The 22,095-nt window shown below is 45.6% G+C and carries 21 protein-coding genes; 2 read left to right on the top strand and 19 right to left on the bottom strand.

The window, feature by feature from the left end:
- Positions 1 to 20: 20 nt before the first annotated feature.
- Positions 21 to 1,526, top strand: coding sequence for an amino acid permease (locus AC0J5I_RS12110; protein ID WP_475300131.1), 1,506 nt, complete (start codon positions 21 to 23; stop codon positions 1,524 to 1,526).
- 77 nt (positions 1,527 to 1,603) lie between these two features.
- Here the strand turns inward: AC0J5I_RS12110 and AC0J5I_RS12105 are convergent, their stop codons facing one another.
- Positions 1,604 to 2,173, bottom strand: coding sequence for an SF0329 family protein (locus AC0J5I_RS12105; RefSeq protein WP_475300126.1), 570 nt, complete (start codon positions 2,171 to 2,173; stop codon positions 1,604 to 1,606).
- A gap of 62 nt (positions 2,174 to 2,235) precedes the next feature.
- On the opposite strand from AC0J5I_RS12105, the gene AC0J5I_RS12100 reads away from it, so the two are divergent.
- Positions 2,236 to 2,403, top strand: a complete 168-nt coding sequence (locus AC0J5I_RS12100) for a hypothetical protein (RefSeq protein ID WP_159072144.1) — start codon at positions 2,236 to 2,238, stop codon at positions 2,401 to 2,403.
- A 53-nt stretch (positions 2,404 to 2,456) separates the two neighbouring features.
- Here the strand turns inward: AC0J5I_RS12100 and AC0J5I_RS12095 are convergent, their stop codons facing one another.
- The 18 genes from AC0J5I_RS12095 to rpsB form a co-directional block, all read right to left on the bottom strand.
- Positions 2,457 to 3,113: an amino acid ABC transporter permease gene (locus AC0J5I_RS12095; RefSeq protein ID WP_107995213.1), complete on the bottom strand. Its 657-nt coding sequence runs from the start codon at positions 3,111 to 3,113 to the stop codon at positions 2,457 to 2,459.
- Positions 3,114 to 3,120: 7 nt separating this feature from the next.
- On the bottom strand, positions 3,121 to 3,768 hold the full coding sequence (locus tag AC0J5I_RS12090; protein WP_107995212.1) for an amino acid ABC transporter permease: 648 nt from the start codon (positions 3,766 to 3,768) through the stop codon (positions 3,121 to 3,123).
- 12 nt (positions 3,769 to 3,780) lie between these two features.
- Complete coding sequence (locus AC0J5I_RS12085; protein ID WP_475300116.1) at positions 3,781 to 4,578, bottom strand: transporter substrate-binding domain-containing protein; 798 nt, start codon at positions 4,576 to 4,578, stop codon at positions 3,781 to 3,783.
- 28 nt (positions 4,579 to 4,606) lie between these two features.
- Positions 4,607 to 5,335: an amino acid ABC transporter ATP-binding protein gene (locus AC0J5I_RS12080; RefSeq protein WP_107995210.1), complete on the bottom strand. Its 729-nt coding sequence runs from the start codon at positions 5,333 to 5,335 to the stop codon at positions 4,607 to 4,609.
- Between the two features lie 570 nt (positions 5,336 to 5,905).
- The gene (rbfA, locus tag AC0J5I_RS12075) at positions 5,906 to 6,262 is read right to left on the bottom strand and encodes a 30S ribosome-binding factor RbfA (protein ID WP_086627880.1); all 357 of its coding nucleotides are present in this window, start codon (positions 6,260 to 6,262) and stop codon (positions 5,906 to 5,908) included.
- 38 nt (positions 6,263 to 6,300) lie between these two features.
- On the bottom strand, positions 6,301 to 8,754 hold the full coding sequence (infB, locus tag AC0J5I_RS12070; RefSeq protein ID WP_107995209.1) for a translation initiation factor IF-2: 2,454 nt from the start codon (positions 8,752 to 8,754) through the stop codon (positions 6,301 to 6,303).
- 22 nt (positions 8,755 to 8,776) lie between these two features.
- Complete coding sequence (locus AC0J5I_RS12065) at positions 8,777 to 9,085, bottom strand: L7Ae/L30e/S12e/Gadd45 family ribosomal protein (RefSeq protein WP_475300106.1); 309 nt, start codon at positions 9,083 to 9,085, stop codon at positions 8,777 to 8,779.
- Complete coding sequence (rnpM, locus tag AC0J5I_RS12060; RefSeq protein WP_106449474.1) at positions 9,082 to 9,366, bottom strand: RNase P modulator RnpM; 285 nt, start codon at positions 9,364 to 9,366, stop codon at positions 9,082 to 9,084. Before rnpM ends, AC0J5I_RS12065 begins: the two co-directional genes overlap by 4 nt.
- A gap of 18 nt (positions 9,367 to 9,384) precedes the next feature.
- A complete protein-coding gene (nusA, locus tag AC0J5I_RS12055; RefSeq protein ID WP_107995207.1) occupies positions 9,385 to 10,686 on the bottom strand; it encodes a transcription termination factor NusA in 1,302 nt (433 codons plus the stop codon).
- Between the two features lie 32 nt (positions 10,687 to 10,718).
- Positions 10,719 to 11,192: a ribosome maturation factor RimP gene (gene rimP / locus AC0J5I_RS12050; RefSeq protein ID WP_107995206.1), complete on the bottom strand. Its 474-nt coding sequence runs from the start codon at positions 11,190 to 11,192 to the stop codon at positions 10,719 to 10,721.
- 170 nt (positions 11,193 to 11,362) lie between these two features.
- Positions 11,363 to 15,700: a PolC-type DNA polymerase III gene (locus tag AC0J5I_RS12045; RefSeq protein ID WP_475300094.1), complete on the bottom strand. Its 4,338-nt coding sequence runs from the start codon at positions 15,698 to 15,700 to the stop codon at positions 11,363 to 11,365.
- An 83-nt stretch (positions 15,701 to 15,783) separates the two neighbouring features.
- Positions 15,784 to 17,058, bottom strand: coding sequence for an RIP metalloprotease RseP (gene rseP, locus AC0J5I_RS12040; RefSeq protein ID WP_475300089.1), 1,275 nt, complete (start codon positions 17,056 to 17,058; stop codon positions 15,784 to 15,786).
- A 36-nt stretch (positions 17,059 to 17,094) separates the two neighbouring features.
- Positions 17,095 to 17,889 (bottom strand): phosphatidate cytidylyltransferase, encoded by a 795-nt coding sequence (locus AC0J5I_RS12035; RefSeq protein WP_107995203.1) that lies wholly within the window; start codon positions 17,887 to 17,889, stop codon positions 17,095 to 17,097.
- Between the two features lie 10 nt (positions 17,890 to 17,899).
- Positions 17,900 to 18,661: an isoprenyl transferase gene (locus AC0J5I_RS12030; RefSeq protein ID WP_107995202.1), complete on the bottom strand. Its 762-nt coding sequence runs from the start codon at positions 18,659 to 18,661 to the stop codon at positions 17,900 to 17,902.
- A gap of 172 nt (positions 18,662 to 18,833) precedes the next feature.
- Entirely contained in the window at positions 18,834 to 19,391 is a 558-nt protein-coding gene (gene frr, locus AC0J5I_RS12025; RefSeq protein ID WP_107995201.1) for a ribosome recycling factor, read from the bottom strand.
- Between the two features lie 2 nt (positions 19,392 to 19,393).
- A complete protein-coding gene (pyrH, locus tag AC0J5I_RS12020) occupies positions 19,394 to 20,116 on the bottom strand; it encodes a UMP kinase (RefSeq protein ID WP_086627869.1) in 723 nt (240 codons plus the stop codon).
- Positions 20,117 to 20,203: 87 nt separating this feature from the next.
- Positions 20,204 to 21,085, bottom strand: a complete 882-nt coding sequence (tsf, locus tag AC0J5I_RS12015; protein ID WP_107995200.1) for a translation elongation factor Ts — start codon at positions 21,083 to 21,085, stop codon at positions 20,204 to 20,206.
- Between the two features lie 136 nt (positions 21,086 to 21,221).
- Positions 21,222 to 22,007, bottom strand: a complete 786-nt coding sequence (rpsB, locus tag AC0J5I_RS12010) for a 30S ribosomal protein S2 (RefSeq protein WP_086627867.1) — start codon at positions 22,005 to 22,007, stop codon at positions 21,222 to 21,224.
- Positions 22,008 to 22,095: the final 88 nt, after the last annotated feature.

Here is a 22,095-nt window from a genome sequence, read left to right as displayed (position 1 = left end):
TATTTACTAAGGAGTTTATTATGAAACAAATCAAAAGTCTATCATTTTTCAATCTGATTCTGATCATCGTCATGACAGTATACTCTTTTTCAAGTATGTCGTCCTCTTTTTTCATGATGGGTCTGAAAGCATTCCCTTGGTTTTTGATCAGCGCGTTTTTTTATTTTATCCCCTATGCCCTTATTGTATCAGAATATACGCGAAGTTATTCGAATCGCACCGGTGGCATATATGCTTGGCTGAAAGATGCTTTTTCACCCAAAGTCGCCTTCATCACGGCTTTCCTGTGGTACTGCAGCTATTTCACATGGATCATCAGCCTATTCATGAAATTGTTGATTCCATTTACCATCATGCTTTTCGGACAGGATTTGACCTCCGCCGAGCAATGGTTCGGAATCGACACAGCGTACTGGATCATGGTGCTCTCGCTTTTCGCCGTATTCTGCATGACTTGGGTGATCAACCGTGGACACCAAGCCGTCTTTTCATTTCTGAAGACAAGTAGTTATGCAATGGTCGGTCTGTTGCTCATTTCCGGGATTGGCAACCTGTTGCTGATGGTGAACAATCCGCAACTCATCTTGCAAAACATGCAACAGAGTTTGGCCGCCCCGAGTTTCTTCAAAGGAACCAGTGACTCATTCCTTTCGCAGTTGCCCTTCTTTATTTTCGCCATCACCGCATTCGGCGGGCTCGACACAATCGCCAGCCTGGTCGACAAATCCGGCGAACAAAGAAAGAAATTCCCAAAAGCGCTGATCATCAGTGCCGCGATCATCGTCGTCCTCTATTTCGGTGGCATCATGCTTTGGAGCGGCGCAAACAACCTGAATGTGCTGCGCGAAACCGATCAATTTCACCTGGGGAATCTGATGTACGGCTTGATGGGTAGCCTGGCCAATAACATCAGCATTTCATTCGGTCTTTCAGCAGCCGCTCAGACGTTCCTTTATCAAGCGTTCATACGCTACACTGCCTTTACCTTGTTCGTAGCCTATATTGGGTTGTTGTCGTCCATCACCTACACTCCGTTAAAAAGTTTGATTCAAGGAACGCCAAAGGAAATCTGGCCGCAATTCCTGACAAAAATCAATCAAAAAGAAATGCCGCAAACGGCGCTTTGGATCCAAGCCGGGGTTGTTTCTGTATGCATCATTGGATTATCTTTAAATAGTACCATTTTAGGTGCATTATTCAATCAATTGACCTATATGACAAATGTAGCCCGCGCCATTCCATATTTCGTCGTAGCCGCAAGTTATCCGTTCTATCGCATCAAGAACCCTGGACTGCTGAAGCATTCATTGATTGCTTCGCACTGGCAAGGGTACCTTTGCTCGCTGAGCGTCTGCACGGCTACCTTAATCGCCATCACTTTCCAAGTGTATCAGCCGTTCCATACCGGAGAATATGTCCAAGCCTTGTTGCTGATCATTGGACCGATTCTCTTCGGGCTTCTCGGCAGCGGTATTTACCAAAGGTTCGAAAAGAAACGGGCACAATTATTGTTTGAAACTAATTAACGGATTTTACTGAAACAAAAAAGGAATCGCTCAGCTGACTAGCTTGAGCGGTTCCTTTTTTGTTTCTGCACCAGCCACTAAATCGCGGCGCGTCTTAAGCTGTAGAAGTATTGCACAATCGGATGCTTCATTTTTACGGATTTTTCCATGTCCATGATTCGCTTTTTGCCGATGCGCCTGTCCAGCAACGCCAAACAATTCAATAATATATCCGTACTGGCAAGACTGGCTTCGATGGGTTGGGTAAGAAACACATTTGCGGTTTTGTAGAAATCAGATTTGCTTAAAGCCACTTGGGCGGCAATCGTATCCTTCGCGTAAGCCAACAGTTTGCGGTCCCTCGCGATCACTGCCAACCGTTCTTCCGGCACTTTTCCGCCGGTTTCCTGCCTGATATGCTCAATTTCGGCCTCGCTGAGCGGAATCACGACGGCGGGATCATTTTTGATATCCTGTTCCGACTGGTACCACTTCATCCCAGTCGTTCCGTCCTTCATGTTGAAGATTTTTTTATTGTCCACGGCTATGCAGCACTGGCCGTTTTTATCGGGTGAATAGCGGTAGCTAGTGGATAGGTACCCCACTCTGTCCGCCATCGCAGGCGCGAGGAAGTTCTCCAGCAGCGGCTTCATCTTACTCCAGATCATAATATCCTCCATCAGACAACTTTATTGTTGTCCATTTATTCTTCAATCTGACTTTTATCATTATGGACAATAAAGATAGGGTAGGTCAATCCTATTTTAACATCAAAATCGTATTTTTTTTGAAAGTCGATCGGCAGAACTTTATCCTGACCTGGGAACAGATGGACAAACAAGCCATCTACATTGCAGCAGGGACGCCCAATCAGACGGAAACGCAGACAAAAGAATAGGATTCCGGTTTTATCCCGGGACCCTATTCTTTTCATTTTTTCAATAAGTAGAATCAATAATCGACTTCAAAGCGTTTGGAAGCCTTCGAAAGCGTGTGGCAAATGATCCAGTACAGGAAAGCCATGATGACGTACATCGGCAATACATAGGCCGAATCCATCGAATAGATGATCTTTGAGCGATAAGTCAGCTCCGAAAACGAGATGATCGTCGTCAGGGAGGTATCCTTGATCAAAGAAATGAATTGCGACACCAAAGACGGAACCATCGAACGGACGCCTTGCGGTATGATGATGTGCCGCATCGTCTCGGCAAAAGTGAACCCAGTCGAAAGCCCCGCTTCCATTTGCCCCACTGCGACTGATTTCAGTCCGGCGCGTACGATTTCTGCGATCATGCATGATTCGAACACAACGAAGGCGATCAATGCCGCTCCAAAGGCACTGAAACGATAGCCTAACTGCGGAAAACCAAAATAGAAGACCACGATAATCAAGAGCAAAGGCACGCTGCGGATGACGTCCATAAGGAAGCCGAGAGCATTCGACGCGACCGGAACCTTCATGTAACGGATGACCCCGAGTCCTAAGCCGATGATGAAACTGATTGCGATGGCCAGTACGGAGAAAGATAGTGTGCTGCCTACGCCCTTCATCAGATAAATAAAATTGCCATTTGACAAGGCACCTGTAATATCAAACATCTTCATTGTCCCCCTATGCCATTTCCATTTTTCGTTCAATATGCGCCATCAGGTAATTCAAAGGCAGCGTGATGATCACATAGAACATGCTGATGACCAGATAGGAGCCCATCATATTGAATGTTTCGCCTGCTATTAGGTCCCCGTAGTACATCAAATCCATTCCGGCTACGAAGCCTAAAACCGAGGAATCCTTCACCAAGGTAATGAATTGATTCCCTAACGGCGGGATGACGATTTTGAAAGCTTGCGGCAATACGATATGGTACATCGTTTCCCAGTAGGAGAAGCCTGAAGCAAGCCCAGCTTCCAGCTGGCCGGCCGGTACCGCTTGGATTCCGGTCCTCACGATTTCCGCGATGAACGAGGTCGAGTAGATGACCAAGCCGATCGCCCCGGCAATCATTCCGTTCACTTTGATGTCCAACGCCATCGGAATGGCAATGTAGAAAAACATGGTGATGACCAGCAGCGGAATATTTTTGAAGCATTCCACGTAATAGCCGCTGATTTTATTCAAAGTCTTGTTCTTGGCAACATGGAACATGGCCAAAATGGTTCCGAAAAGCAAACTCAGCAGCATCGAAACCATGCTGATGGCCAAAGTGTGCCAAAAAGCTGTTAGTAATGTACTATAATGCTCCGTTAATATTTCAATCATTTTTCGCACTCCTTAGTAATAGTCGCCGAACCACTTATCTTCGATTTCCGCTAAAGTGCCGTTTTCTCGAATGATTGCGATTGCTTCGTTTAATGCTTCCCGGAATGCGTCCTCATCCTCGTTGAGCGCGATTCCGTATGGTTCATCGGTGATTCTTCCGCCGGCAAATCGGAAACCGGCCGTTTTCGACATCATCCCCATCAAAACGACATTGTCGGATGTGTAGGCATCAGCTTGGCCGGCAATCAAAGTCGTAAAGGCTTCGGATTCCGTGTCATATTCCCTTGTCGGGGCTTGCGGCGCAATCGTCTTCATATTGATCATCATCGTTGTTCCTTTGGCTCCTGCGACAATCGTGTCGGCAGTCAAATCCTCGATCGCTTGGATTTCGCTGTCCTCGGGCACGATCAATGCTTGACCGCCGATATAATAGGAGTCCGTAAAATCAACTTGCTTTTCTCTTTCGTCTGTAATCGTCATCGTACTGATGACGGCATCCGCTATGTTGTTCTTTACAAATGCCACCCGGTTCTGACTAGATACCTCAACAAAAACCGCATTTTCAGCAGACCCAGTGATCACTTCAGTCAGCGCGCGCGCAACATCAGAATCATACCCGGCTACTTCACCTGTCTCTACATTCAATTGCCCTACTAAGGGTGTGGTAACGTTGGTGGCCCAGACAATTTTCTTGTCCCCGCTTTCTATGCGCTCCATCACGCTTTTATCCGAAACTTTCATGCAGCCGCTCATCAGAAGCAGCGACAGCGCACTTGTCAAGAGCACTTTTTTCTTCGTAACTTTAATCATACCATTGCTCCTTATTTTCGACTTTAAATTAGTGGTTGATAACTTTGCTGAGGAACTGCTTGGCTCGTTCGTCTTGAGGATCCAAGAAAAAGGACTCGCTCGGGCGGTCTTCCAGGATTTCGCCATCTGACATGAACAACGTACGGTCGGAAACCTCGCGCGCAAAGCCCATTTCATGGGTCACCACAATCATCGTCATCCCCTCTTTGGCAAGGTCCGACATGACCTTCAATACCTCTCCAATCGTTTCAGGGTCCAGTGCAGAAGTCGGCTCATCAAACAGCAGCACTTTCGGATTCATTGCCAAACCGCGCGCAATTGCGACACGCTGTTTCTGCCCTCCGGACAACTGATTCGGATACATGTCCTTTTTATCCAACAGCTGCACTTTGTCCAAAAGTTTTTCGGCCTGCTCGATAGCCTCTGTTTTGGATTTCTTCAACTTGAAGATCGGAGCCAAAGTGATATTTTCCAACACTGTTTTATGCGGATATAAATTGAAATGCTGGAACACCATACCGACTTCCTGACGGATCAAGTTGATGTTGGTGTTTTTGTCGTGGATATTAACCCCTTCGATCAATAATTCGCCTTCGGATATTTCCTCCAATCCATTGATGCAGCGGATCAAGGTGCTTTTACCGGAACCAGATGGACCAAGTATGACGGTCACTTCTCCTTGATTAAACCTGACATTGATATTTTTCAAAGCGTGGAAACTGCCGTAATACTTGTTGACATTCTTAAATTCAATCATTTTTTGGATCTCCCCATTGTGTAATATTTAACTTTTATTAAAGCAAAGTTAGAAACAAATTACAATAGCAATTTCTTAATGTTAATTCGATTATTCACAAAATAATTCGTATATAGCGCTTCCATTTTTGGTTTACGGATTTTTACCTTCACATCATTCGCAATTTGTACGATACTCTAGGCCGGATCGATTAAATGGATAATTGGCGATCAGTTGACTTTATGGCAGTTTCACCACTTAATGATTAGAAAATCCCAACCAATCAGATTGCTTCCCGCAATCAGGAGCTGTCCAGAATATTTTTTTAATTTTGCCATATCCTTCTTTTGCATTTTCCAATATATGGCATTTCGGTTAGAACAGATTGGACCCAACTCTAAAACCCGCTAAATTTGATCTGTAAGCACGTATAGTCAAACGACGCATTCTGGAGTCAATGCGCTCGCAAAAATCTACTCCGGGCAATTTTATGTGCCTTTAGGAGCTGATTTGTGATCGTTATGCAAAAAAAGACAGACACAATGATCATTACGATCGTTGTGTCTGTCTTTTAGTGCGAAAATATGAAATCTATTTTTTTTCGTCCTCGTGCATCTTGCGGATCAATTCATCGATCTTGCTGCCGTAAGCCACCGATTCATCTCGTTTGAAGATCAATTCTGGTGTCTTGTAAAGTGTCAGACGCGTCCCTAGTTCCTTGCGGACAAGGCCAGTAGCCTTATCCAATCCTAGTTGCGTTTTTTCACGATCGCTGGCAAGTTCCGACAATGTGCTGTAATAGATGGTTGCTTGTTGCAAATCACCGGTGATTTCCACATCAGTGATGTTCACATTCGCAACACGCGGATCTTTTACACGCTTAGCCAGGATATCATTCACTTCGCGTTGTATTTCTTGCTTTATTCTTCCGGCTCTGAAATTAGCCATATCGGTTCACCTCTCACTTGCTTTATTGCTGTTGCGATTTATTTCTTGATTTCAACCATATGGTATGCTTCGATGACATCATCGATGCGGATATCATTGTAATCTTCGATCATCACACCACATTCGAAGCCTTTTTTAACTTCTTTGGCATCATCCTTGAATCGCTTCAAGCTGGCAAGTTTGCCGTCGAAAATGACGATGTTGTCGCGGATGATACGGATACTGCTGCTTCTTCCGATGTAGCCATCCGTTACGAAAGCTCCACCGATTGTGCCGACTTTAGAAACTTTATAAGTTTCACGGATAAGCGCTTGACCGGTTACTTGCTCTTCGAATTCAGGATCCAGCATGCCCTTCATCGCTGTTTCGATTTCATCGATGGCGTTGTAGATGATACGGTGCAGACGGATGTCCACATTTTCACTGTCCGCTTGGATTTTCGCCTGAGGAGTCGGACGGACATTGAATCCGATCATGATCGCGTTGCTGGCTGCCGCCAAGGTAACGTCACTCTCGTTGATTGCGCCTGCCGCCGAGTGAACAATCTTGACGCGGACACCTTCGACCTCGATTTTTTGTAAGCTCGCAGCCAAGGCTTCAACTGAACCTTGCACGTCAGCCTTGATGATGACATTGACATCTTTGAGTTCTCCGTCTTTCAAGCTGGAGAACAAGTTATCCAAAGTCACGCGATTCTGCGTTGAACGTTGTTCCATAAGGGCACGTTTCGCACGTTCTTCACCGGCCTGACGCGCTGTCTTCTCATCTTCAAAGACAACAAAGTGATCCCCGGCTTGCGGTGCTGCATTCAAACCTGTGATTTCGACAGGCATTGCAGGTCCAGCCGTTTTTACGCGTCTGCCTTGATCGTTGGTCATTACGCGGACGCGACCATGAGTATAACCGACTACGATCGGATCGCCAATTTTCAAAGTACCTGACTGCACCAACACGGTAGCAATCGGTCCTTTGGATTTATCCAAACGGGCTTCGATTACGGAACCGATCGCTAAACGATTCGGATTAGCTTTCAATTCCTGGACTTCAGCAACCAACAAAATCATTTCCAACAATTCTTCGATCCCTTGACCGAACTTAGCTGAGATGTTGACGAAAATCGTTTCGCCGCCCCAAGCTTCCGGAACCAAACCTTGGTCGGATAGTTCCTGCATAACGCGATCTGGATTTGCAGTCGGTTTGTCGATTTTATTCACGGCAACAATGATAGGAACATCAGCCGCTTTTGCGTGGCTGATAGCTTCGATTGTCTGTGGCATCACACCGTCATCAGCTGCGACAACGATGATCGTGATATCTGTGACATCCGCTCCGCGGGCACGCATGGTCGTGAAGGCAGCATGTCCAGGTGTATCCAAAAACGTGATCGGCTTGCCATCGATTTTTACCTGATAAGCGCCGATATGCTGCGTGATTCCGCCTGCTTCGGTTTGGATTACGTTTGTATTGCGCAGTGAATCCAAAAGCGTCGTTTTACCGTGATCGACGTGACCCATGATAGTTACAACAGGTGGTCTTGAGACTAAGTCTTCCGGATTTTCTTCGATTTCGAAATAGCTGTCCAAATCGGAAATATCCTGAACGACTTTTTCTTCGGCTTCGATGCCATAATCAGTAGCCAACAATTCCAAAGCGTCTTTGCCTAATGCTTGGTTTTGAGTGACCATGATGCCCATCAGGAATAATTTTTTGATGATTTCCGCTGGTTCACGGTGCAGTTTTTTGGCAACTTCCATTACATTCATGCCGTCTGTATAGACGAAAGTTTCCGGTAACTCGCGGAATTTGCGTGGCGGTACTGCCGGTCCTTGCTTGGTGGCGCCTTTTTTGAATTTTGAGCGCTTATTTTTGTTGTAGGGATTATTGCCTCTCCCTTGATTTCCTTGACTGCGTGGATTGGATCCGCCTGAATTTTGACCGTAAGATGGACGGCTTGATTTGGCTGGCGCATTAGTAGTAGTATTAGTGTTTGCAGTTTTCTGCACTGGTTTATCATTTGATTTGTTTGGCGAAACAGAGTCAACTCGATTCATTTTAGTATTTGGACGATTTTGTCCAGCTTGGCTTGTGGCTTGCGCCGGCCGATTTGTATTCTTTTCTGAAGCGTTTCTTGCTTGTCCTTTATTTTCGGAACCGTTTTTTTGATTCGGAGAAGGATTCGATGGTTTATCTTTCATGTCTGTTTTTTTCCTCAGTTCACTCTTATCAGTAGGTTTATGTGTTCCGGTTGCAGGCGACTTTTTGTTGTCTGCTGGTTGCTTGTTCTGTGTCGCATTGGTTTGCGGTGCACTTGGCTTGGCAACCTGGTTTCCCGCAGGGGAAGAGATGGATTGGTTCAACTTTTTGATGTCTCCGTCTTCCATGGTTGACATATGGCTATGATAATCGATCCCCAATTGTTTTGCTTTATCCAACACCGTTTTACTTGGTATCTTGTGTTCGTTTGCATACTCGTAGACACGTTTTTTTTCCATGTCATCACCTTCCCTTATCTCATTACTTTGTTCCTTTCAGCCGCATGAAACTTTTGGCGAATCCTCTATCGGTCAAGGCGCAAATGGAACGGGACTTGCCTATTGCTTGACTGATTTGTTCCGAAGTGAAATGCACTAGGAACGGGACTTCATAATAGCGGCATTTGTTTTCTAATTTTTCTTTGGTGTTATCGCTGCAGTTCGTCGCACAAAGGACGAAGACTGCTTCATTTTTTTGGATGGACTTGATGGTCATTTCTTCACCTGTGATCAATCTGCCGGCGCGCAATGCCAAGCCCAGCAAATTCAACATCTTATCTTCAGGTGTCATAATAAGCTCCTTGCTTTTTGGTGTTCAACATAATCGAACAACTCTTGATAGAAAGCATCACTGATCGCGGTCTCAAGATGTTTGTCCAAAATGTGTTGCTTCCAAGCTTTCTGCACCAATGCAGGTTCCAGAGAGACATAGGCTCCACGACCATTCATGCGGCCAGTAGGGTCAATGGCGATTTCACCTGCTTGATTTTTTACGATTCGGACTAATTCTTTTTTTGGTTTCATCTCGTTGGAGACGACACATTTCCTCATCGGAACTTTTCTTGTCTTCATAAACCTTCACCTCACTGATTAGTCTTGATGGTCCTCTGCTAGTTCATCATAGCTTTGTTCCGGATCTGTCTCGACTTCCGAGATCAGCTGCTCTACATCTTCAGGATCAAGGATTTGTTCATCATTTTCGTATGCTTCCGCATAATCCGTTTCTTCCGCTGGAACAGCGATATCTTCAGCGACTTCCTCAGCCGGGAACATCTTATCCAAGCCAGCGAAAGAATGAAGCATATCAGCATCTTCATCATCGACTGCAACTTTTTGAGCACCGGATTCCATCAATAACTTATTATACTCCGTTTCGGACTTGATATCGATTTTATAGCCTGTCAATTTTGCCGCCAAGCGCGCATTTTGACCTTTTTTACCGATTGCCAATGATAGTTGATAATCCGGAACGATGACAGTACAACTGCCGTCCGCTTGATGAAAATCTACATTCACGACTTGTGCTGGATTCAATGCATTTCCGATGTAAATCGACGGATCTTCATTCCATTCAACGATATCCATATTTTCTCCGCGCAATTCGTTTACGATTGCTTGGACACGCTGACCTCTTGGTCCTACGCAGGTTCCGACAGGGTCGACGTTCTTATCGCGTGAGCGCACGGCTACTTTTGAACGGTCTCCAGCTTCACGGGCGATCGAAACGATTTCGACTACACCATCGAAGATTTCCGGAACTTCTTGCTCAAACAAGCGCTTCAGCAAGTCGGGATGACTGCGGCTGACAAAAACTTGCGGCCCTTTCGAGGTGTTTTCGACTTTTGTGATGTACACTTTGATGCGGTCGTGCGGCTGGAACGTTTCATTCGGAATCTGCTCCTGCTTGGACAATACCGCTTCAATTTTCCCAAGGCTCACGTAAATGTACCGGCTGTCCATTCTTTCGACGACACCCGTCAAAATGTCATTCTCATATGCGATGAATTGATTGTAGACGATGCTGCGTTCCGCTTCACGGATACGTTGCATGATGACTTGCTTGGCTGTCTGAGCGGCAATCCTTCCGAAATCTTTGGGAGTGACCTCAAAACGGATCTTGTCGCCTAATTCGTATGCTTTATTGATCTGCAAAGCATCCTCCAGACTTACTTCCAAAGTCGAATCAAACACCATATCCACTACTTCTTTAACAGCGTAGACATGGATGTCCCCTTTTTTCGTATCGAATTCCACTTCAACGTTTTGGGCCTGACCATAATTACGTTTGTATGCAGACACAAGCGCAGCTTCCAACGCACTGATGACAATCTCTTTTGAAATACCTTTGTCTTTTTCCAACACTTCAAGAGCACTTAACATTTCTTTGCTCATATTATTCGTTCACTCCTATCTCAAAAAAATGATTAAAATTGGATAGCCAATCTTGCGTTTGCGATCTGTTTTCTTTCGATTTCGATATCTTTTGTTCTGGTTTTGATTCTGATCGTCAATACGACGGACTCGTCATTTATTTCCTTCAACGTTCCTTCGTAGAATTTCTCACCATCAATCGCCTGATAAAAGGACAGATGCACGTATTTACCGATGGCATTCTGCATATCTGCTTCAGTCTTTAATGGACGCTCTGCTCCTGGTGAGGACACCTCCAGGAAATACGCTTGCGGGATCGGGTCAGGGTCGATGGCATCCAACGCTTCACTGACCTTTTCGCTGATTAATGCACACTCTTCGATATCGATGCCGCCTGGCTTATCTATATAGATTCTGAGGAACCAGTTTTTCCCTTCCTTCAAAAATTCCATATCCACTAATTCTAAATTCTGTTCATCAACTATTGGTTGAACCACTACTCGAACTTCATCTACTACACGACTCACAGAAATCCTCCTTTATCAATCCTACACCACTGTCATACATTGGCTGACTGCGTAAAAAGAGTGAGCGTTTCCGCTCACTCCATCCGACGACTTATTCTCATATAATCATACACCATTGTGTCAGTAAATGCAAGGACTTACCAATCTAATGGCTTTGGAATAGCCTTCCCCTAAAAATCAAATAAAGAAAGTTGATTTTCATCAGGCAAGTTTTTCAACACGCCATTTTCATTCATGTAATCGATGATCGTCTTTGAAACTTTCCCTCGCGTGGCCAAGTCCTCTTTGGACAGGAACGGTTGGGATTCCCTCGCTTGAACGATTTGGTTCGCCACGTTGCCGCCCAATCCCGGAATAGCCCGGAATGGTGCAATCAGCGTATCCCCTTCTATCACGAAATTATTTGCATGCGATTTATCGAGATCGACCATCTTGAAGGTGAAGCCGCGCTCGACCATTTCGTTCGCCAATTCCAATACGGTCAGTAAACTTTTTTCCTTGACCGAGGCTTCCAAACCCTTATCCATGATTTCTTTCATGCGGGTCTTGATCATTTCTTTCCCTTGCGTCATCGCGACCAAATCGAAATCCTGCGCGCGCACGGAGAAGAAGGCACAGTAATAACGGATTGGCTGGTGCACTTTGAAATAAGCAACGCGCAAAGCCATCAAGACGTACGCGGCAGCATGGGCTTTCGGGAACATATATTTGATCTTCAGGCACGATTGGATGTACCATTCGGGTATTTCTTTTGCCCTCATGTCCGCCTGCCAATCATCAGGAATCCCTTTCCCTTTACGGACACTTTCCATGATTTTGAAGGCCAGACCGTCATCCATGCCGTGATGGATCAGATATACCATGATGTCGTCACGACAGCCGATAACGTCCGCCAGCGGGATGTTGTTCTCACGGATGAGCGTTTCGGCATTGCCCAGATAGACATCCGTCCCGTGGGAAAGGCCCGAAATTTGCAGCAACTCTGCAAAGGTGTTTGGACTCGTTTGCTCCAACATTCCCCGGACGAAGCGCGTACCAAATTCAGGTATTCCGAGGGTTCCGGTTTTACTGAATATCTGGTCCGGCGTGATACCCAACACTTCGGTGCCACTGAATATCTTCATGACATCCGGATCATTAGGCGGGATTGTTTGCGGATCGATTCCGGATAGATCCTGGAGCATGCGGATTACGGTTGGATCGTCGTGTCCCAGTATATCCAATTTCAGCACGTTATCATGGATGGAGTGGAAGTCGAAGTGGGTCGTTTTCCACTCAGAATCCTGGGCATCTGCCGGGAACTGGATAGGTGTAAAATCATAGACGTCCATGTAGTCCGGAATGACGATGATGCCACCGGGATGCTGTCCGGTCGTCCGTTTGACGCCCGTGCAGCCTTTTGCCAACCGATCGATTTCAGCCGATGAGAATCTGAAGTTATGATCCCGTTCATAGGCTTTTACATATCCAAAGGCCGTCTTGTCCGCAACGGTACCGATCGTCCCGGCACGGTACACATACTCCTCCCCAAAAAGCTCCTTGGTATAGGCGTGGGCCTGCGCTTGATATTCCCCTGAGAAGTTCAAATCGATATCGGGTACTTTGTCTCCGTAGAAACCAAGGAAGGTTTCGAACGGGATGTCGTGCCCATCGCGGTCCATGTCTGTCCCGCATTTCGGGCAGTCCTTTTTTTCCAAGTCGTAGCCGGAACCAATCGATCCGTCTTCATAGAAATAGGAATATTTGCATTCCGGACAGCGGTAATGCGGCGGCAAAGGGTTGACCTCCGTTATCCCGGTCATGGTGGCTACGAAACTTGAGCCGACCGAGCCCCGGGAACCAACCAAATAGCCGTCTTGGTTGCTCTTCAGCACCAATTTTTGGGAAATCAGATAGATAACCGAGAAGCCGTTGCCGATGATCGAGTTGAGCTCCTTCTCCAGCCTCTTTTCGACCAGTTCTGGGAGTTCTTCGCCATAGAGACGCTTGGCTTCGTCATAGGAAAGTCGCGTGACTTCCTCGTTCGCACCTTCCATGTTCGGTGTATACAATTGATCCTTGATCGGAACGATCACTTCAGTGCTGTCAGCAATTTTTTGGGTATTATATATGACGATTTCCTTGGCCTTCTCTTTTCCCAGAAAAGAGAAGCAGTCCAACATCTCATCTGTCGTCCGGAAATGGACTTCCGGCATATGCAGAACTTTCCCTTGGTTCACTTTCAAGGACCCAATCAATATTTCCCGGTAGATGGCGTCCTCCTTGTTCAGATAATGGACATTCCCGGTTGCGACGACCGTTTTTCCCAGTTCATCCCCGATGGCAACGATTTGAGTGATGATATCCTCCAGATCGCTTTCATTCTTGACTAATTCCTTCGTGATGAGCGGTGCATAAACCTCTTTCGGCATGACTTCGATGTAATCATAGAACTTGGCTTTTTCCTTTGCCACCTCTGCCCCTTTTTGCATCATCGCCTCGAAGATCTCGCCTGCGCTGCAGGCAGAACCGATCAATAAGTTTCCTCGAATCGCCTGCAGGACGCTGCGCGGAAGACGCGGTGTCCGGTAATAATACTCGATATTTGAAGCTGATATGATTTTGAACAGGTCCTTCAGCCCATCTTGATTTTTTGCCAGAATCGTTGCATGGAACGGCCGTGCACGTTTGTAAGAATCGCCGCCGCCAATATATTTGTTGAGGTCATCATGAAACAAGATGTTATGCTCTTCGCGTGCTTCCTTCAGGAATATCCAGCAGAGTGCCCCGGTTGTTTCTGAATCATATACTGCTCGGTGATGCTGTTCCAAGCCGACACCATAGCGTTTCGCCAACGTATTCAAACGATGGGATTTCAACTGCGGATGCAGGAAACGGGACATTTCTAATGTATCAATCACCGGATGTGGCGCCTCTGGCATACCATGGCGTTCATAACTGTTGTTCAGGAAGCCCATGTCAAAACTGGCATTGTGGGCTACAAGAATGGATCCTTCTGAGAATGCCGCGAATTCCTCCAACACCGTTTTTTCCGGTTTGGAGTCGCGCACCATGTCATCGGTTATGCCGGTCAATTGAATGGTCGTCTGAGATAACGGATGCCCTGGATTGATGAACTCTTCGAATGTCTCGATGACATTTCCTTTGTACATTTTTACGGCAGCCAACTCGATGATCTTATCGTATACTGCCGACAAGCCCGTCGTCTCCACGTCGAAAACTACATAGATTGCTTCGCTGAGATCCTCATGGACCGGATTATAGGCAATCGGAACACCATCATCGACGACGTAAGCTTCAACCCCGTACAATATTTTCACGTTATTCGCTTTCCCGGCTGCATGGGCGTCGGGATAGCCTTGCGCGGCGGCATGGTCAGTCAACGCGATGGCTTTGTGCCCCCATTTTGCTGCCTGTTTGACAAAATCACCGATGCCATTGGTGGCATCCATTTGACTCATATTTGAGTGCAGATGCAATTCGACCCTTTTTTCGTCCTCAGGCGCACGATCTTTCCGTTCCGCATGCGCCACCTCATTGACGTCGCGGCCATTCACAACCAAGTCACGCATGAATGTGTCTTCTTGGACACTCCCGCGTACGCGCACCCAGATGCCTTTTTTGACCAGCTCGAAGTTCTGTTCATCTGTTTCATTTGACGAGAACAGCTTCACCGAAAACGAGGAAGTGTAATCCGTCATTTTGAATACGAGCAGTTTTCGGCCGGAGCGCAGTTCACGGATTTCGCTGTCGAAAATGTAACCTTCGATGACAACGGAACGCTCTTCTTCGGTGATCGAAGCCATCTGCTTGATTTCTTCCTTGCCTGAAATTTGTCTGCCGATCAGCAGGGGACCGTTGTTGCCGCCTTTCGACTGCGAGCCGTCGCTGCGTTGTCTGTCCTGTTGGTTTTGTTTGATGGCTTCTTCTGCTTGTTTGACCAACATTTCATCCTGCTCTTGTTTTCTTGCCAGATATTGCGCCATTCTGGCTTCGGATGCTTCTTCGTCCACTTCAATCGTAATCTGGAAACTCGGGAACCCCAAGACGAGATAATTTTGTTGGATAACGGACAGATAGTTGTCCGCTAAATGATTTTTGGTGATCTCATTTTCAACATTGATCACAACTTTGTTGTTCAGGACGACGGGCGTGTGTTTGGCAAAAAGCGTCTGGACAAGCGGCGAGGATATGTTGCTTCGCTGGACGACCGTTTCCCAATAATCCAGAATACTCTCGTTCGTCAAGATTGGTTTCCTTGTTTTGATTTGAAAATCGATCGTTGCAATGGATTGGAACTTTATTTTCATATGGTTCATCAAAGCATTGAACACTTCGAAAGGCAGAACGTTGTCAAAAACGAACTGGAAGGACCATAATTTGGATTTTTTATGCACGATGACCTGTTCGATTTCCCCGTTTTCAAAATACGGCAGATACTCCGGCTTGTGATGCAGATTTATCTGTTCCAGCATCTGCTGGAACAATTCATGTTTCGATAATGCCATTTGATCGCTCCTTCTTAACTAACAAACAAAAAGATCCAAAGAATGAACTTTCCTTTCTTTGAATCTTCTTATTAACTTCCTACTTATTGCCCAAAGAAAAATCTTTGGATGTCGTTCCAAGTGACGATGACCATCAGAAGGAGCAAAAGCCCCATTCCGATAGCAGTGATGATGCCTTCCTTCTCAGGATCCAGCGGCTTGCCTCTGATGCCTTCCACCACGTTCAGCAGCAGTTTCCCGCCATCCAATGCCGGAATCGGCAATAGATTCACGACACCGAGGTTGATGCTCAAATAGGCCAAGAAACTGAGCACGCTCAGAAAGCCATAATCAACGACTTGTTCCGTTGCCGCATAGATGGCGACAGGCCCGCCGAAAGAATCGGCTTGGAAGCCGGTCCTGAACATGGAGAAGACCAATCCAAAGATGGAAGTGGCTATCAACCAAAATTCTTCAAAACCGTAACTGATTTTAGCCATCACCGTGCGATCCATAGGAGGAGCAACACCGATCAGCCCATAATCATTGCCTTGTTCATCGGTTTTCGTTTCGGGCGTGATAAGCACATCACGCGCTTCTTGATTTTCAGTCACAACTGTTAGTGTGATTTCATTGCCCGGATTAGCTTGGATGGATGCAACCAGTTCCGTCCATTCAGCGATTTCTTCGCCATTCACAGCCAAGACTTCGTCATCCTCCCGCAATCCGGCTGCTTCCGCCGGGCTGTCAGGTTGGATTTCGCCTAGGCGATTATCGTTGACCGTAACGCCGCCTTGCACGAACGCAATCGTGATGAATACCGCAATACCCAAAATAAAATTATTCATCGGTCCGGCAAAGTTTGTCATCATCCGTTTCAGCAAGGGAGCTGATTGGTATTGCACATCGATGGGCGCGATCTGAACCTCTGTTCCATCCGCTTCGATGATTGTCGCATCGCGTTTGACTTCATAGGTAACGGGTTCCGAACTTCCCGGAATGATGCCCTTAATGAAGAGCGCCTGTTCCAGATCAGCTTCCAGTAATTCTATCGGAACAGCATGCAAATGCTGTTTATTGCTTAAATCTATTTGAGTGACTTGTTGTGCCTCGTCAAGCGATATGTTAAGCGGCATACCGGGTTTTAACTCGGTATCCTCATCTCCGATGCCTGCCATCCGCACGTATCCGCCTATAGGCAGCATTCTGATCGTATAGGTCGTTCCGTTTTTGCGATGAGAGAAGATTTTCGGCCCCATACCGATTGCGAATTCACGAACCAAAATACCCGCTTTTTTCGCAAAATAGAAATGGCCGAATTCATGGATGATCACTAATATGCTGAACACGATAATGAACGTTATGATTGTCTGAAGCATGTAATCCCTCCCTTTCTGTATCTTGACTTCCCGTTCTTAAAATATGAAATGCAGAAAAATATGGAACACAGGCATCACAAAAAGAGTGCTGTCAAAACGATCGAGCATACCGCCATGTCCGGGCAATATCTTCCCGGCATCCTTGACGCCAAAGTGGCGCTTGAATGCCGATTCGACCAAATCACCCATCTGCCCGCAGACCGAAAGCAGGACTGCCAACATAATCTGGAGGCCCATCGATAAACCCAACGGATTGTAGTAGTGGAAAAACACGATGGCGATCAGCACTGCCGCGATCGATCCGCCGACTGAGCCTTCGATCGTTTTATTGGGGCTGATTGCCGGTGCCAATTTGTTCTTGCCAATTTTTCTTCCGATCATATAAGCGCCGATATCCGTTCCCCAGATGATGAACAGCACTAAAAGCACCATCCAAAATCCGATATCCCTTGTCTGCATAAAGTAATAGAATCCTCTTCCGACATATAAGGAAGTCAGAACGGAAGCAGCTGCATCGTCGAAGGTGAAATCATTTCTTGAGAACACTGTGAATACGAACAGGATCAATGCTTCCAAATAAATCAAAAGCATCGCATCGATGCCGTCTGGGATGAAATGCAAGTAGGATTCCGGCAACATCAAAAGGACGGTCGCCAAAGCGGTGATGATTCCCTCCACGCTGAAAATGGTCAGCTTTTTCATCTTCAGTAATTCTTGGACAGCTATCAATCCTATTGCTGTCATAAGCAGTTGCAACGCCAGTCCTCCAACCCATAAAAATGGGATAAAAACGGCGGCAGCCACTATGCCTGTGATTACTCTTTCCTTCATGGTATCCTCCCTATATGCCGCCGAAGCGGCGATTGCGATGCTGATATTCTGCTAGCGCAGCCCGCAAGCTGGCTGTTGAAAAATCAGGCCAAAATTCTTCCGTGAAGTACATTTCACTGTACGCAGCCTGCCAGAGCAAAAAGTTGCTTAACCGGATTTCCCCACTGGTGCGAATCAGCAAATCGGGATCCTGCCATTCACCAAGCCCGCTCGTGAATAGGTATCCGGCGAATATTTCATCGGTGATTTCGTCTGCCGAAAGCTTTCCCGATGCGACATCACCCGCAATCATTTTCGTCGCTTGGAGGATTTCAGCCCTGGAACCGTAATTCAATGCGAAATTCAGAATCAAGCCGGTATTGTCTTTCGTTTTTTCAATCGCATTTTGCACGACTTTCAGTGTCTTTTCGGGCAGTTGATCGATCCAGCCGATGGTCGTCACTTTGATGTTGTTCTGCATCAATTCCGGCATGAACACATCAAAAAAATCGATGGGCAAACCCATTAAAAAATTGACTTCATCAGTCGGACGTTTCCAGTTTTCTGTTGAAAAAGCATAGAGCGTCAACACTTTTACATCAAGGCGGCTTGCTTCTATGGCTATCCTTTTCACGGTGTTCATGCCCTCTTTATGTCCATAGACACGCGGCATCAATTTTTTCTTTGCCCAACGGCCATTTCCGTCCATGATGATGGCGATATGGGCTGGAACGCTGCCGTTTTCATCGAACGGCAATTCTGTTTTTGGATTCTCACTCTTGAATAGAGCCATGCTTTATCCCTCACTTTTTCATAACTCTCTATATTTTAACAAAAACCCGCCCGAATTCCTATGATTAACAGGAAATTATAAAATTTTTAAGTAGGAGGGCTGATTTAAAAAAGCCAGGGCACAAATCATTCGAAATGATTTGTGCCCTGGCTCTTTTTCAACGGATGAAATTTTAAACGTCCAAAATTTCTTTTTCTTTGTCCGCTGTTATTTTGTCGATTTCTTTGGAAGATTTATCGGTCAACTCTTGCACTTTCTTTTCATAGGTGCGCAACTCATCTTCTGTGATTTCTTTGTTCTTTTCTGCTTTTTTCAACGCTTCGATGGCATCGCGGCGAATATTACGGATAGAGACCTTAGCCGCTTCGTTTTCTTTGCCGACGGTTTTTGCCAACTCTTTGCGTCGCTCTGAAGTCAGTGCCGGGATCACCAAACGGATGACACTCCCGTCATTGGCTGGGTTGATGCCAAGGTCACTTTGGTAAATCGCGCGTTCGATATCACCGATACTGGATTTATCGTAAGGTGTCACCAGCAACATGCGTCCTTCAGGAATCGTGATGGAAGCCAATTGATTCACCGGCGTGTTCGTTCCGTAGTATTCCACTTCGATGCGATCCAATAGACTAGCATTCGCGCGGCCTGCCCGAATCGAGCCAAGTTCGCGAATCAATGCAGCTTCTGTTTTTTTCATTCTGTCGGTCGCATTATCCAGGATTTCTTTAACCATGATTATTTCCCCCTAACAGTCGTTCCGATATCTTCTCCAAGTATAACACGGCGAATATTCCCTTGTCTGTTTAAGTTAAACACAACTAGCGGGATGTCGTTATCCATGCTTAATGAGCTTGCTGTAGTATCCATTACTTGCAGTCCTTTGGAAATAACATCCAAATGAGTCAATTCAGAGAATTTTGTTGCGTTCAAGTCCTTCATCGGATCGGATGAGTAAACCCCATCAACATTGTTCTTAGCCATCAAAATAACATCAGCATTGATTTCAGCGGCACGAAGGGCTGCTGTCGTATCAGTAGAGAAGTAAGGATTGCCGGTACCGGCAGCAAAGATCACAACGCGTCCTTTTTCAAGATGACGGACAGCACGTCTGCGGATGTAAGGTTCGGCAATTTGTCTCATTTCGATGGAAGTCTGAACACGGGTCGGAACGCCTGCATTTTCCAGTGCATCCTGCAAAGCCAAAGAATTCATGACAGTCGCAAGCATACCCATATAGTCGGCTTGCGCTCTCTCCATGCCCATTTCAGCGCCTGTCGTGCCGCGCCAAATATTGCCGCCGCCCACAACGATAGCCATTTCCACGCCCAAGTCATGTACTTCTTTGATTTCTTTAACGATTTCTTCGATCGTCGGCGGATTGATTCCGAAACCAGTGTTGCCCGCTAAAGCTTCACCGCTTAGTTTTAAAACAACGCGTTTGTATTTTGGTTCACTCATTCTATATTTCCCTCCGTAATTGGCTGACCCCTGATCAATCAGGCTTATGACTATGATAAAAAAGCCCCAATTAAGGGGCAATTTTCATTATTTTTTAACTTGGCTCATTACTTCTTCTGCAAAGTCCACAGAACGTTTTTCGATACCTTCGCCTACAGCGTAGCGAACGAATGATTTAACAGCGCCGCCTTTAGAAGCAGCAAATTGTCCAACTGTTTGATCTGGATCTTTAACAAAAGGTTGATCGTTCAATGAAATTTCGCTCAAGAACTTGTTCAAACGGCCTACGATCATTTTTTCAACGATATTGGCTGGTTTACCTTCGTTCAATGCTTGTTCAGTCAGAACTTTCTTTTCATGTTCAAGTTCTTCTGGAGAAACTTCGTCGCGCGAAACATATTTAGGATTGATGGCAGCGATGTGCATAGAGATGTCTTTAGCAGCATCCGCATCAGCAGATCCTTCCAATAATGTCAATACAGCAATACGTCCGCCTTGGTGTAAGTATGCACCGAAAGCATCAGCATCCGTTTTTTCAACGATAGTAAAGCGACGCAAAGTAATTTTTTCGCCGATTATTGTAGTAGCGCTCAAGATAACATCGTTTAATGTACCTTCAGCAGTTTCGATTGCTAAAGCAGCTTCCACAGTTTCTGGTTTGTTTTTAGCGATGATTGCTGTAATGTCAGCTACCAAGTTTTGGAATTTGTCGTTTTTCGCAACAAAATCAGTTTCTGCATTGATTTCAGCGATTACGGCTGTATTTCCGTCAACAAATACGTTTGCAAGTCCTTCAGCAGCGATACGGTCAGCTTTTTTAGCTGCTTTAGCCATACCGTTTTCTCTTAAGTAGTCAACCGCTTTGTCCATGTCGCCATCGACTTCTACTAGAGCTCTTTTAGCATCCATCATGCCTACGCCTGTCATGTCGCGTAATTCTTTAACCATTTTAGCTGTTACTTGTGCCATTCTATGATTCCTCCTGAATATTCTTTTTCATAAAAAAAGCTGTCCCAAAGAGAATAGAAAAGATGTCGGCTGCCAAATTGGCTATATCTTTCTTCTTTTCTGAGACAGCTCGTTACTTCAAACTAAATAGGAAATATTATTCGTTGTTGCCTTCTACAACTTCAACGATTTCTTCTAATGAAGTTGCTTCGTCAGCTTCAGCTGCAAAAGTTTCTTCAACAGAAATTTCAACTTGATCTTTTCCTTGGTTGCCTTCGATGAAAGCATCAGCCATTTTAGCAGTGATCAATTTAACTGCGCGGATAGCATCATCATTTGAAGGGATTACTACGTCGATCTCATCTGGATCACAGTTTGTGTCAACCATAGCGACGATAGGAATGTTCAATTTGTGAGCTTCTTGAACAGCGATTCTTTCTTTTCTTGGGTCAACGATGAACATTACATCCGGGATTCTAGGCATATCTTTGATACCGCCCAAGAATTTTTCCAAACGTTCTTGTTCTTTTTTCAAGATAGAAACTTCTTTTTTAGGAAGTAGTTCGAAAGTGCCGTCTTCAGACATAGCTTCGATTGATTTCAAACGTTTGATACGTTTTTGGATAGTATCCCAGTTAGTCAAAGTACCACCTAACCAACGGTGATTTACGAAGAATTGACCTGAACGGATCGCTTCGTCTTTGATTGAATCTTGCGCTTGTTTTTTAGTCCCTACGAATAAAGCTACGCCGCCTTCTTCAGCAACGTTAAGCATATATTTGTATGCTTCGTCGACTAATTTTACAGTTTTTTGCAAGTCTATGATGTAGATACCGTTTCTTTCTGTAAAGATGTATCTCTTCATTTTTGGGTTCCAACGACGAGTCTGGTGACCGAAGTGTACGCCTGCTTCCAATAATTGTTTCATTGAAATTACTGCCATGTTTGTTTCCTCCAAGTTTGTTTTTATTTTCCTCCCCCGATTTCTTCTACAGCAGAAACTCATCTTCCGATAAGCAACGTCTGCCGTA

Source organism: Trichococcus sp. TS_SC_9, from assembly GCF_056156325.1.
This window is presented reverse-complemented; position numbering and strand designations above follow the sequence as displayed.

Bases quoted from the DNA above. Each gene is read 5' to 3' on its own strand.
- AC0J5I_RS12110 (WP_475300131.1), top strand. From the start codon at position 21: ATGAAACAAATCAAAAGTCTATCATTTTTCAATCTGATTCTGATCATC.
- AC0J5I_RS12105 (WP_475300126.1), bottom strand. From the start codon at position 2,173: ATGATCTGGAGTAAGATGAAGCCGCTGCTGGAGAACTTCCTCGCGCCT.
- AC0J5I_RS12100 (WP_159072144.1), top strand. From the start codon at position 2,236: ATGGACAATAAAGATAGGGTAGGTCAATCCTATTTTAACATCAAAATC.
- AC0J5I_RS12095 (WP_107995213.1), bottom strand. From the start codon at position 3,113: ATGAAGATGTTTGATATTACAGGTGCCTTGTCAAATGGCAATTTTATT.
- AC0J5I_RS12090 (WP_107995212.1), bottom strand. From the start codon at position 3,768: ATGATTGAAATATTAACGGAGCATTATAGTACATTACTAACAGCTTTT.
- AC0J5I_RS12085 (WP_475300116.1), bottom strand. From the start codon at position 4,578: ATGATTAAAGTTACGAAGAAAAAAGTGCTCTTGACAAGTGCGCTGTCG.
- AC0J5I_RS12080 (WP_107995210.1), bottom strand. From the start codon at position 5,335: ATGATTGAATTTAAGAATGTCAACAAGTATTACGGCAGTTTCCACGCT.
- rbfA (WP_086627880.1), bottom strand. From the start codon at position 6,262: ATGGCTAATTTCAGAGCCGGAAGAATAAAGCAAGAAATACAACGCGAA.
- infB (WP_107995209.1), bottom strand. From the start codon at position 8,754: ATGGAAAAAAAACGTGTCTACGAGTATGCAAACGAACACAAGATACCA.
- AC0J5I_RS12065 (WP_475300106.1), bottom strand. From the start codon at position 9,085: ATGACACCTGAAGATAAGATGTTGAATTTGCTGGGCTTGGCATTGCGC.
- rnpM (WP_106449474.1), bottom strand. From the start codon at position 9,366: ATGAAGACAAGAAAAGTTCCGATGAGGAAATGTGTCGTCTCCAACGAG.
- nusA (WP_107995207.1), bottom strand. From the start codon at position 10,686: ATGAGCAAAGAAATGTTAAGTGCTCTTGAAGTGTTGGAAAAAGACAAA.
- AC0J5I_RS12045 (WP_475300094.1), bottom strand. From the start codon at position 15,700: ATGGCATTATCGAAACATGAATTGTTCCAGCAGATGCTGGAACAGATA.
- rseP (WP_475300089.1), bottom strand. From the start codon at position 17,058: ATGCTTCAGACAATCATAACGTTCATTATCGTGTTCAGCATATTAGTG.
- AC0J5I_RS12035 (WP_107995203.1), bottom strand. From the start codon at position 17,889: ATGAAGGAAAGAGTAATCACAGGCATAGTGGCTGCCGCCGTTTTTATC.
- AC0J5I_RS12030 (WP_107995202.1), bottom strand. From the start codon at position 18,661: ATGGCTCTATTCAAGAGTGAGAATCCAAAAACAGAATTGCCGTTCGAT.
- frr (WP_107995201.1), bottom strand. From the start codon at position 19,391: ATGGTTAAAGAAATCCTGGATAATGCGACCGACAGAATGAAAAAAACA.
- pyrH (WP_086627869.1), bottom strand. From the start codon at position 20,116: ATGAGTGAACCAAAATACAAACGCGTTGTTTTAAAACTAAGCGGTGAA.
- tsf (WP_107995200.1), bottom strand. From the start codon at position 21,085: ATGGCACAAGTAACAGCTAAAATGGTTAAAGAATTACGCGACATGACA.
- rpsB (WP_086627867.1), bottom strand. From the start codon at position 22,007: ATGGCAGTAATTTCAATGAAACAATTATTGGAAGCAGGCGTACACTTC.